The sequence below is a fragment of the Stenotrophomonas sp. P5_B8 genome (assembly GCF_054049855.1).
Genome location: NZ_JBFULO010000097.1, coordinates 1 through 11,413, shown reverse-complemented (window position 1 = coordinate 11,413; position 11,413 = coordinate 1). Strand labels below are relative to the sequence as shown.

At 68.0% G+C, this 11,413-nt stretch carries 8 protein-coding genes and 1 pseudogene; 7 read left to right on the top strand and 2 right to left on the bottom strand.

The features are described from left to right. Nucleotides 1-104 precede the first annotated feature (104 nt). Complete coding sequence (locus ACXJKH_RS07795; RefSeq protein WP_256776423.1) at nt 105-2,168, bottom strand: putative bifunctional diguanylate cyclase/phosphodiesterase; 2,064 nt, start codon at nt 2,166-2,168, stop codon at nt 105-107. Nucleotides 2,169-2,317: 149 nt separating this feature from the next. Between ACXJKH_RS07795 and radA the strand changes: the two genes are divergently transcribed. From radA to ACXJKH_RS07775, 4 genes are all read left to right on the top strand, one after another. Continuing rightward, complete coding sequence (gene radA, locus ACXJKH_RS07790; RefSeq protein ID WP_256776424.1) at nt 2,318-3,694, top strand: DNA repair protein RadA; 1,377 nt, start codon at nt 2,318-2,320, stop codon at nt 3,692-3,694. 127 nt (nt 3,695-3,821) lie between these two features. Further along, on the top strand, nt 3,822-5,678 hold the full coding sequence (locus ACXJKH_RS07785) for an ATP-binding protein (protein WP_457318995.1): 1,857 nt from the start codon (nt 3,822-3,824) through the stop codon (nt 5,676-5,678). Nucleotides 5,679-5,723: 45 nt separating this feature from the next. Next, entirely contained in the window at nt 5,724-8,030 is a 2,307-nt protein-coding gene (locus tag ACXJKH_RS07780) for a hypothetical protein (protein WP_457318994.1), read from the top strand. A gap of 90 nt (nt 8,031-8,120) precedes the next feature. Continuing rightward, nucleotides 8,121-8,312, top strand: coding sequence for a hypothetical protein (locus ACXJKH_RS07775; protein ID WP_457318993.1), 192 nt, complete (start codon nt 8,121-8,123; stop codon nt 8,310-8,312). A gap of 17 nt (nt 8,313-8,329) precedes the next feature. Here ACXJKH_RS07775 and ACXJKH_RS07770 read toward each other — a convergent pair whose 3' ends face one another. Continuing rightward, nucleotides 8,330-9,124 (bottom strand): cytochrome C assembly family protein, encoded by a 795-nt coding sequence (locus ACXJKH_RS07770; RefSeq protein WP_457318992.1) that lies wholly within the window; start codon nt 9,122-9,124, stop codon nt 8,330-8,332. Between the two features lie 131 nt (nt 9,125-9,255). Here ACXJKH_RS07770 and ffh point away from each other — a divergent pair, with 131 nt between their 5' ends. The 3 genes and pseudogenes from ffh to ACXJKH_RS07755 form a co-directional block, all read left to right on the top strand. After that, complete coding sequence (gene ffh / locus ACXJKH_RS07765; protein WP_256776430.1) at nt 9,256-10,635, top strand: signal recognition particle protein; 1,380 nt, start codon at nt 9,256-9,258, stop codon at nt 10,633-10,635. Between the two features lie 139 nt (nt 10,636-10,774). Next, nucleotides 10,775-11,209, top strand: a complete 435-nt coding sequence (locus ACXJKH_RS07760; RefSeq protein ID WP_457318991.1) for a hypothetical protein — start codon at nt 10,775-10,777, stop codon at nt 11,207-11,209. Nucleotides 11,210-11,285: 76 nt separating this feature from the next. Continuing rightward, nucleotides 11,286-11,413, top strand: a pseudogene (locus tag ACXJKH_RS07755) (nitronate monooxygenase); the annotation flags it as partial.

The following is an 11,413-nucleotide window of genomic DNA, read 5'->3' as shown; positions in this document are numbered from 1 at the left end:
GGTTAGCGGGACCGTGTCCCGCTCACCCGCACGCGCCCGCCCCGTCCAGGGCGCCAAGGACACCGCCTATGCTTGTCTTGAACTGGCGGTCAAAGATCGAAGTCTTACGCCGCCTGCGCCAACCGCAAAAACTCCTCAGCCCCGACCGGCCGCCCCAGGTGGTAGCCCTGCAGCAGATCGCAGCCCATGTCGCTCAGATACTGCCGTTGCCCTGCGGTCTCCACGCCTTCGGCGACGATCCGCAACTGCAGTGAACGGCCCAGCGCGATGATCGACGACACGATCGCCGCGTCTTCGGCGTTGTCTTCCAGATCGTGCACGAACGCGCGGTCGATCTTCAGCTCGGTGGCCGGCATCCGCTTGAGATGCAGCAGGCTCGAATAGCCGGTGCCGAAGTCGTCGATGGAAATATTGACCCCCATCGCCGTCAGCCCATGCAGGATCAGCAGGCTTGCCTCCACGTCCTTCATCGCGGTGGTCTCGGTCACCTCCAGCGTCAGGTGGCGCGGATCGAGACCATGCTTGTCCAGCGTCTGCCTGACCGTGTCCAGCAGCGTGCTCGACGCGAACTGCAGCGGCGACAGGTTCACCGCCATCGACCACTCCGCATGCCCGGCATCGTGCCACTGGCGCAGCTGCGCGCACGCCCGGTCCAGCACCCAGTCACCGAGTGGCAGGATCAGCCCGCTGCGTTCGGCCACCGGAATGAACGTATCCGGGCCAAGCAGGCCCAATTCCGGGTGCTGCCAGCGCACCAGCGCCTCGGCACCGATCAGCGGCTGCCCGCTGGCCGGGAACTTGGGCTGGTAGTGCAGCACCAGCTCGTTGCGGCCGATTGCCCGGCGCAGCTCCTGCAGCAGCTTGAGCTGGCGGTTGGCGCTAACGTGCATCGACTCGGTGAAGAACGTATACCCGTTCCGGCCCGCATCCTTGGTGTGGTACATCGCCGCATCGGCGTGCGCCATCAGCTCGCGCTCGGTCGTGGCATCGGCCGGGTACAGCGCGATGCCCAGGCTGGCGGTCACCTGCAGCTCCAGCGTGTCGATGAGGAACGGCTCGCCCACGCTGGCGATGATCCGCTCGGCCACCACCGCCGCGTCTTCCGGATCGTCCACCTGGAAGACGATGACGAACTCATCGCCGCCCAGCCGCGCGAACGTGTCCTGGCCGCGCAACAGCTTGCTGACGCGCTCGCTCATCTGGATCAGCAGCTTGTCGCCGAGCTGGTGGCCGTAGGCGTCGTTGATCGCCTTGAAGCCGTCCAGGTCGCAGAACATCACCGCGAAGCTGAACTGCCGACGCTGCGCCTTCTCGATCGCCTGTTCGATGCGGTCCTGCAGCAGCATGCGGTTGGGCAGCTGGGTCAGTGGGTCGTGCAGCGCGGCCTGCAGCAGCTTTTCGTTGGCGTGTGCCAGCGAATCGGCGAGCAGGCCGGTGCGGGTGCGCATCTGCCGGTCGAAGACCGAGGACAGCAGCGCGATGCCCAGCGTCGCCAGGGTCGTGACGATGACCAGCACCGCCAACCACTTGGCGTCGATGCCGGCCCCATACGCGGCCCCGCAGATACTGCCGGCCGGGAAGCTGGCCGCCGCCATGCCGGTGTAGTGCATGCCTACGATCGCCAGCCCCATCACCAGCGAGGCCAGGCCGCGCAGCAGGAACGGGCGGCGCTGCTCCAGCCGCAGCCGGAAGGCGATCCACAGCGCCGCACCGGCCGCGCCGATGGCGATCAGCACCGACAGGGTGAACCAGAAGGGGTCATAGTCGATGCCCGGCTGCATGCGCAGCGCGGACATCCCCAGGTAGTGCATGGCCGCGATGCCCAGGCCCATCAGCACCGCGCCGGCGACCAGCCGCATCCAGGGCAGCGCCGGGCGCGAGACCAGCCACAGCGCATAGGCCGAGGCGCCGACCGACACCGCCAGCGAGAACAGGGTGATGCCCAGGTCGTAGCCCACCGGAATCGGCAGGTGGAAGGCGAGCATGCCGATGAAGTGCATCGACCAGATGCCCAGCCCCATCGCGCCCGCGCCACCGGCGAGCCACCAGCGGGCCACACGGCCCTGGGTGCTGGCCAGCCGGCCGGCCATGTCCAGCGCCGTGTACGAGGCGAGGATGGCAACCAGCAGCGAGAAGACGACAAGACTCTGGCTGTAGGTGCCGGTCATGGGAAAAGCCTGGACGAAGTAGGAAAGGGCAATGGCCCGCCGCAGTATCGGCACGGGCGCGGGGAACTTGAGCGCCGCTGGCAGCGCGTCTCGGTTGTTGCGACGCGGCTCGGCTATCCTGCCGGACAGTTGATGAAGTGGAAGTGGACATGGCCAAGCGACTTACCGCCTACGTGTGCAGCGAATGTGGCGCCGAATACAGCAAGTGGCAGGGCCAGTGCACCGAGTGCGGGGTCTGGAACGTGCTGACCGAGATCACGCTGGAAAGCGCGGCGGCGGCCAAGTCGCCGGCCTCGCGCCGTTCCGGCTGGGCCGGCAAGGTCGATGCGCCCAAGATCATGGCGCTCAAGGATGTACAGCAGACCGAACACCTGCGCGTGAGCACCGGCATCGGCGAGTTCGACCGCGTGCTGGGCGGCGGTCTGGTCGAGGGTGCGGTGATCCTGGTCGGCGGCGATCCGGGCATCGGCAAGTCGACGCTGCTGCTGCAGGCGGTGGCCAAGATGGCCGCTACCCTGCCGGTCCTGTACATCACCGGTGAGGAGTCGCTGTCGCAGGTGGCCGGTCGCGCGGTGCGGCTGGATCTGCCGCTGGACAACGTCAACGCGCTGGCCGAAACCCAGGTGGAGGCGATCCTGCAGCACGCCAGCGTGGCCCGGCCGAAGCTGATCGTGGCCGACTCGGTGCAGACGCTGTGGACCGAGTCGCTTACCGCCGCGCCCGGTTCGGTCAGCCAGGTGCGCGAGAGTGCCGCGCGGCTGGTGCGCTTTGCCAAGGAAACCGGCACCGCCGTGTTCCTGGTCGGCCACGTCACCAAGGAAGGCGGCATCGCCGGCCCGCGCGTGCTCGAACACATGGTGGATGCGGTGCTGTACTTCGAGGGCGAGAGCGGCAGCCGCTTCCGCCTGCTGCGTGCGTTCAAGAACCGTTTCGGCGCGGTCAACGAGCTGGGCGTGTTCGCGATGGGCGAAAAGGGCCTGAAGGAAGTCTCCAATCCCTCGGCGATCTTCCTCTCCGGGGGCAGCACCCAGCAGCCGGGCAGCTGCGTGATGGTCACCCGCGAAGGCACCCGCCCGCTGCTGGTGGAAGTGCAGGCGCTGGTGGACACCTCACCGCTGTCCAACCCGCGCCGCGTTGCGGTGGGCCTGGAGCAGAACCGGCTGGCGATGCTGCTGGCCGTGCTTCACCGGCATGGCGGTGTCCTGACCGGTGACCAGGACGTGTTCGTCAACGTGGTCGGTGGCATCCGCGTGCAGGAAACCGCGGTGGATCTGCCGGTGCTGCTGGCGGTGCTGTCCTCGCTGCAGGACCGACCCCTGGCCGAGAAGACCATCGCCTTCGGCGAGGTCGGCCTGTCCGGCGAGATCCGCCCGGTCCCCAACGGCGAAGATCGTCTGCGCGAAGCGGCCACCCATGGGTTCAAGCGCGCGATCGTGCCCAAGGCCAACGCGCCCAAGACCGGCAGCGTGAAGGGCATGGAGGTGATCGCGGTGGAGCGGCTGTCCGAGGCGATCGAGGCGATCTGAACGCGGTGTTTCCGAGGCACCCGCCGCGCAGGCAATGCGCGGCCGGGCTGTGCTAGTTTTCCTCCCCTGAAATCCTCGTTCCAGCGCGTATCCCGGCCGGGGTGCGCCCGCCAGAGAAAACGATTCCATGCAAGAGACTCCCCTGGATGTACAGGGCGCCAGCGAGATCCGTCGCGCCGGTGTCGACCTCAACGGATTGATGACTGTCCTTGGCAAGCATCTGTATTCCACCCCGGTGGTGGCACTGCGCGAACTGGTGCAGAACGCGCACGATTCGCTGGTGCGACGGCGCCTGGAACAGGCCGACTGGCAGGAGCCGGGCCGGATCGAAGTGCACGGCGATGCGGTCAACGGCATCGTGCGCATCATCGATACCGGCGCCGGGCTGACCCAGCAGGAAATCCACGATTACCTGGCCACCGTTGGCGTGGGCTATACCCGTGGCCTGCGCCAGGCCGGCGAGGACGACGAAGGCCTGATCGGCATGTTCGGGCTGGGCTTCCTGTCCGCGTTCGTGCTGGCGCGCCGGGTGACCGTGCGCACCACCTCCTACCAGCAGCCGACGCTGGGCCACTGCTATGTCTCAAGCAACGCCGAGCAGTACACGGTGTCCCCGATGCCGGCGCGCGCGGTCGGCACCGAAGTGGTGCTGGAACTGCATGGCAGTTACGTGCACCTGGYGCAGGAGCAGAACCTGCGCGACATCCTCGGCCGCTATTGCGCGCTGCTGGGCGAGCCGATCCACATCGGCCAGGATGCGCGCGCGATCAACCCCGAGCCGCCGCCGTGGCGTCCGCAGGCCGGCGTGGTCATGCACCCGCTGCAGGCGCAGCGCCGCGGCCTGGAGTTCGCCGCGCACTTCGAGCGCAGCTTCGAGCCGATCGCCTGCATGCCGCTGCGCGCCGATGGCGGCAGCGATGCGGTGGGCCTGCTCTGGGTTCAGGACGGCGCCACCTACGGCACCAGCGACAACCGCAACCTCTCGGTGTTCGTGCGGGGCATGCTGCTCGACGACGACGCGCGCGACCTGCTGCCGCCCTGGGCCGGTTTCATCGGTGGCGTGATCGAATCCAGCCGGTTGACCCCTACCGCCAGCCGCGAGGACCTGCAGCGCGATGAAACCTACAGCGCAGTCCAGCATGCATTGGGCGAGGCGCTCATCGATGGACTGGTGGAGATCGCACGGCAGCAGCCGGAGGCTTGGCGACGCATCCTGGTGCGGCACAACGAAGCGCTGCTGGGTGCCTCGCTGTGCGATGAGCGCCTGTTCCAATTGCTGCTCGAACACGTGCGCGTGCCTAGCTCGCAGGGCGACATCAAGGCAAGCGAACTGCCCTCGCGCGGTGCGGTCCACGTGATCCTGGACAGCGGCGGCGGTTTCGAGGAAATGCTGTTCCGCGCGATGGGCGTGCCGGTGGCGCATGGCAACCGTTACGCGGTGGTGCCGTTCCTGCGCCGCTGGACCCAGGCCAAGGGCATGCGCCTGGTGGAGCTGGGCACCGAACAAGGCAACCGCGCGCTGTTCCGCACCGATACGCTGCCCGAGGCGGAAATGGATTGGCTGCAGACCCACCTGGGTGACGGTGAGCAATTGTTGCCGGCGCATTTCAGCCCGGCCGAGCTGCCAGTGGTGGTGGTGCCCGATCGCGAGGCCGAGCTGAAACGCCGCCTGGAAGACGACGAAAACGACAAGCGCGTGTCAATGGCCGCGCTGCGGCTGGCGCGCCAGTTCACCGCCCGCATCGTCGCGCGCGCACCCTCGCGCTTGTACCTCAACCTGGACAACCCCGCCGTGCAGGCGTTGCTGGCGGCGATGCGCGCCGGCAACCCGCAGGCCGAGTCCGCCGCGCGCCTGCTGCGTTCGCTGAAAGTGATCGTCAGCGCGCAGGGGCGCGCCCAGGACGGCGGCGCGGCCAGCAACGACCTCAACCGCGCGTTCGGCGACATCGCCGATGCCCTGCAGCAGATGCTGCAGGCGCGCTGATCTTCCCTTTCTTCAACATTACGCACTGCAGGACGACACGACCGCATGGATATCTGGAACTGGGTGGAAAAACTTCAGGACGATCTTGGCGAAGCCGGGCAGGTGCAGAGCGCACAGCTGCTGACGCGCTTGACCGATGAAGTCTGCGAACTGCGCCTGGACCGTGTGGATGCCCTGCTGCCCGAAGCGCGTGCATTGGGCAAGACGCTGGGCAATCCGTGGCTGGAGGTGTTCGTCGGCCATTGGGACATGCGCAATCGCGTCGGCAACCGCCTGGAGGGCGAGTCGGCGCTGGGCGACGCGGTGGCGCTGTTCGAGCGCGCGCACCGTGCCGACACGGTGGAGTGCCCGCAGTCGATCTGCGTAACCCAGGACCTGGCGGCCTGTTACGGCAACATCGACGGCCCCGGCTGGGTGCCGGAGCGCATCGAGGTCTGCGAGGAAACGCTGGCGCGGATCGATCCGAGCTGGGCGTGCTTCCAGTGCCTGAGCTGCGAGAAGGCCGATGCGTTGCTGGACGACGGCAACAGCCAGGGGGCCCTGGATTACCTGGACGTGCAGGCCGGCACCGTGCTGGCGCATGGCGGCAAGGTGTACGACAGCTTCCCGGAAATGCGCATCAAGATCCTCCTCGCCAGCGGCCGCGCGGCCGAGGCGCTGGCATTGATCGACGCGCGCCAGGCCGAAGTGGATGCCGAGGGCGACTACGAGCCGGCAAACTGCACCATCCCGCGCAAACTGTCGCGCGCATGGGCGCTGGCGCAGCTGGGCCGCGATGAAGAAGCGCTGGAATCGCTGGTGCCGTGGAACCAGTTGTCGCCGAACTACCGCCGCATGTGGGCGCATACGGTGGCGCTGCTGGTGCGCAACGCACCCGAGCGCAACAGCTGGGACCTGGGCCGCCGGCTCAGCGCGACCCTGGCGCATTACGCAGCGGTTGGCGCGCACCGCTTCGTGATCGAGATTGCCGGACTCTGCGTGGACATGGCGCTGCAGCGCGGCGCGGTGTGGACCGCACGGCGCCACCTGGCGCTGGCCCGGGAGCACCTGGACAGCCTGCGCCAGGACCGCGGTGCAAGCGAGGCCGTGGCCGCGATGGCTGCGCGCATCGATGCCGCCCCCGGCGCGGCGGCGTTGCCGGTGCCCGCCGAGGGCTTGCTGGACTGGCTGGTCGAACAGGGCGAGCAGGGCGACGGGCGCGACCCCGAACGCGAGGCGCAGTGGTTGCTGCAGGGCGTGGAGCAGCGTCCCGACGACGCGGCGATGCTGGATGTCGCCGCCTCGGCGCTGAATGCCTGCGGCGCCGAGAATGACGCGATTGCGTTGCTGTGGGCGTTCGTCGAGCGCCACGCGCATGAGGATGCCCCCCCGGCGTACTCCTTGATGGGCCTGCTGGTGCAGCGTGGCGACCAGGCCGGGCTGGATCGCCTGGCGCAGCATTACCAGGCGCAGGTGCCGGTGTTCGCACTGTGGTGCCAAGCGCAGATGGCGCACAAGCTCTCCGACTGGCCCGCGTTGGAGCAGGCGTGCAGCGCGCTGCTGGCCCTTTCGCCGCAGTCGCATGGCGCCCGCAACCTGCTGGCGATGGCCCTGATGGCCATGCAGCGCTTCCAGGACGCGGCCGCGCAGTACCGCCACCTCACCGAGGTACTGGAAGAGCCGCGCAGCGCGCACTGGGACCACATGACCGCCGCCAGTGCCGCCCGTGACTGGGCCGCCGTGCGTGGTTCGGCAGCGGCCATCGGCATGGAACTGAAAAGCACCGATGGCCCGGTCGAGGAATCCTTCGGCTGGGTGATCATCCGCTGCGCGGACGGCGGCGAGCCGATCGAATACTATGCGCGCCGCACCGGCCCGGTCACCGCGCGCATCGTCGAGAATGCGCCGGCCAACCGCCGCCAGCGCGTGAACGACTGGGTGGTGTTCGACGCCGAACTGGTCCATCCGGCCCCGGAGGACGAGCAGGAGCGAGAGCGTTTCATGCCCACCTACGCCGAAGTCCACCTGCTCCAGGGCGGTGGCTACGCCGGGAGCTGGCTGGTCGATGGCGTGCACCCCGGTGAAGACGCGTGGACCGCGTTCTCCGAGGCAGTGGAGGCCCGGGGCTGGAAGCTGTGGACGCACAGCCCGGACGATTACCAGCTCACCGATGCCCAAGGCGACGATGCGCCGCTGCCAGGCGTGCTGTTCACCGTGGCCCAGCCCCAGGAACAGCCGCCGCTGGACCTGCACCGGTTCCTGCTCGAGGCCACTGCGCACTGGCCGCACCGGCTGTGCTGGCTGCGCCTGGCCGAGGCCTGCGGCCAGGACGAGCAGCGTCATGTGGACGTGATCGAGCGCTACGGTCTGTAAGCGCCAGGCCGGGCGCGCCACTGGCGCGCCCGGCCCGTCCACAGGGGGGGAGGGGATATGCGGACACCCGGTTGGAAGATTTGCGGCGGCATGGCGCTGATGGCGCTGTGCGTGCCGGTGGTACAGGCCGCGCCGGCGTGTGACGACCCGGTGGCGGTGGTGCGCCGGTTCCAGCAGGCCAGTGTGGACGATCTGCTGGATGGCCAGGATGGCGAGATCGATGCACCGTTCGCGTCCGCGCGCATGGCACCCAGCGCGGCAGCCGCCTGCGCGATCCGCTGACCGGACCGCTGTAGCGTCTAGCGCGCTCGCCCGAACACCAGCTCTATAACGAACTGGCTGCCGAAGAACGCCAGCAGCAGCAGCGCCATCGCGGTCAGCGTCCAGTGCACGGCCTTCGCACCACGCCAGCCGTAACGGCGACGGCCGATCAGCAGGGTGCCGAACACGATCCACGACAGCACGCTGAGTACCGTCTTGTGCACCAGCTTCTGCGCCAGCAGGTCATCGACAAACAGCACGCCGGTGACCAGGGTCAGGGTGAGCAGCGCAAAACCGACCGCGATCACCCGGAACAGCAGCGATTCCAGATCGGCCAGCGGCGGCAGGGCGCGCAGCCACGGCCGGAAATCGCGGCGGCGCAGGGCGCGCTCCTGCAGCCAGAGCATGATCGCCAGCAACGCGGCCACGCTCAGGGCGGCATAGGCCAGCAGCGCCATCCAGGCGTGGGTGGCCAGCTGCCAGCCCAGCGGCCGGCTCGGCTCGTGACCGTAGGCGTGATAGGCCCACAGCACCGCTGCGGCCATCGGAAATACCAGGACACCCAGTGCCGCCATGCGCCCGCGCGCGGCCACCAGCGAGGTCAGCCAGGCCATGCCCAGGCTTACCAGCGACAGCGCGGCGAAGAAATGCATGTCCGGTCCACCGGTGGTGCGCATCGCCACCAGCACGTGGTAACCGCCGTGCAGCAGCATCGCCGGCAGCGCCGGCCACAGCCAGGCCGGGGAGGTCACCGCATCATCGCGGACGACCGCGCGCACCAGCAGGCCGGTGGCGGTCAGGTATAGCAGGGTCGCGATGAGAACGATTGTCATCGTTGCAGTTTCGCATACCCCCAAGCCACTGGCGATGCCTGCGGCCACAGGCCGCAGGCGCGCGCCGGGGCGCTTGGTGGACCGGCTATACTGTGCGTCTCTCTGTCTTTCGTTCTGAACAGGTTGCCTCCATGTTCGAGTCCCTGACCCAGCGCCTCTCCGGCACCATCGAGCGGCTGCGTGGCCGCGGTCGCCTCACCGAGGAAAACATCCGCGAGGCCACCCGCGAAGTCCGCATCGCGCTGCTCGAAGCCGACGTCGCCCTGCCGGTCGTGCAGGCGCTGGTCGAGCGCATCAAGGTGCGCGCGGTTGGCCAGGAAGTGCTCAAGTCGCTCACCCCCGGCCAGGCGCTGATCAAGATCGTGCGCGACGAGCTGACCACGGTGATGGGCTCGGCAGCGTCGGACCTCAACCTCAACGTGCCGGCCCCGGCGATCATCCTGATGGCCGGCCTGCAGGGCGCGGGCAAGACCACCACGGTGGGCAAGCTTGCCAAGCACCTGAAGGAAAAGCGCAAGAAGAAGGTGATGGTGGTGTCGGCCGACGTCTACCGTCCGGCCGCGATCGAGCAGCTCAAGACCCTGGCCGACCAGGTCGGCGTGCTGTTCTTCCCGTCCAGCGCCGACCAGAAGCCCGAAGCGATCGTACGCGCGGCCATCGATGATGCGCGCAAGTCGTTCGTCGACGTGCTCATCGTCGATACCGCCGGCCGTCTGGCCATCGACGAAGCGATGATGGCCGAGATCAAGGCGCTGCACGCTGCGGTCAACCCGGCGGAAACGCTCTTCGTGGTCGACGCCATGACCGGCCAGGACGCGGCCAACACCGCCAAGGCCTTCGGCGAAGCACTGCCGCTGACCGGCGTGGTGCTGACCAAGACCGACGGCGACGCCCGTGGCGGTGCCGCGCTGAGCGTGCGCTACATCACCGGCAAGCCGATCAAGTTCGTCGGTGTCAGCGAGAAGCCCGAAGGCCTGGACGTGTTCCATCCAGACCGTATCGCCAGCCGCATCCTGGACATGGGCGACGTGCTGTCGCTGGTGGAACAGGTCGAGCAGCAGGTCGACAAGGACAAGGCCCAGAAGCTGGCCGAGAAGGTCGCCAAGGGCAAGAAGTTCGATCTGAACGACATGCGCGACCAGCTTGAGCAGATGCAGAACATGGGGGGCATCGGCGGCCTGATGGACAAGCTGCCGGGTCTGGGCCAGATCCCCGAGCACCTCAAGCAGCAGGTCAGCCAGGGCAAGGAAGTGCCGCGCATGATCGCCATCATCAACTCGATGACCAAGAAAGAGCGTCGCAACCCGGGCCTGCTCAACGGCTCGCGTCGCGCCCGCATCGCGCGCGGCTCCGGCCTGACCCCGGCCGACGTCAACAAGCTCATGAAGCAGTACCAGCAGATGGAAAAGATGATGAGCAAGATGGCCGGCGGCGGCATGAAGGGCATGATGCGCAGCATGAAGGGGATGATGGGCGCCATGGGCGGTCGCGGCGGCCTGCCGTTCCGTTGAGGCATCCGGCAGCGCCCGGTCTCCGTGCCGGCCGCGCCAATTTCAGGTAAATGCGTCATCCGCGGCGGCGTAGTGCCTCTGGCGTTCCCCGCGTGTTGGGTGATTGACTGGCAGGCTTGGCAAATTCAAAGGAATGTTCGTGAACAAGTCGATGGTGGTGATGGCGCTGGCCCTTTCCCTGGCCGCGTGCAAGGACGACAGGACGATGTCGCAGAAGGCGGGCAGTGCGATCAGCGGCACCGCTGCCGATTTTGTCGCTGGCTTGGGTGAAGGCGTGGACAAGCGCATGAACGTGACCCTGCAGGCCGATCCGGGCCTGGCCGCGCGCGGGCTCACCGTGACCCTGGGCAAGAGCCGTGGCATGGGCTCCAAGGATGCGGCGGTGTACGTAGTGGCCGACAAGGCCTTCAAGGGCAAGCTGGTGGCGCGTGCACTGGATGCCGAGGGTGTCGAAATCGGCCGCGCGGCGGCCGAAGAAGAATTCGCCGCCGACGACGCCCGCTATGTCAGCTTCAAATTCAACGAAGAAATGGACAGCCAGCTGGTCCGCACCTACGCGGTGTCGGCACGCTGAATCCGGCCGGCGTGCATGCCGGGGCAGGGCGGTGCGGCGTATGCTGGCACCGTCTCCTTCTCCAGGTGCGCCGCGCGTGAGCCAGTCATCCATCCTCGAACGCGCCGACAGCTTCTGTCGGCGTTTTGCATTGCAGGCCCCGATCCTGCTCGCGCCGATGGCCGGCGCCTGTCCCGTGCCGTTGTCGGCCGCGCTGGCCAACGC

What these genes read in the sequence shown, in the direction of transcription:
- ACXJKH_RS07770 (WP_457318992.1), bottom strand. Translation starts at nt 9,124, where the DNA reads ATGACAATCGTTCTCATCGCGACCCTGCTATACCTGACCGCCACCGGC.
- ACXJKH_RS07795 (WP_256776423.1), bottom strand. Translation starts at nt 2,168, where the DNA reads ATGACCGGCACCTACAGCCAGAGTCTTGTCGTCTTCTCGCTGCTGGTT.
- ffh (WP_256776430.1), top strand. Translation starts at nt 9,256, where the DNA reads ATGTTCGAGTCCCTGACCCAGCGCCTCTCCGGCACCATCGAGCGGCTG.
- ACXJKH_RS07780 (WP_457318994.1), top strand. Translation starts at nt 5,724, where the DNA reads ATGGATATCTGGAACTGGGTGGAAAAACTTCAGGACGATCTTGGCGAA.
- ACXJKH_RS07775 (WP_457318993.1), top strand. Translation starts at nt 8,121, where the DNA reads ATGGCGCTGATGGCGCTGTGCGTGCCGGTGGTACAGGCCGCGCCGGCG.
- radA (WP_256776424.1), top strand. Translation starts at nt 2,318, where the DNA reads ATGGCCAAGCGACTTACCGCCTACGTGTGCAGCGAATGTGGCGCCGAA.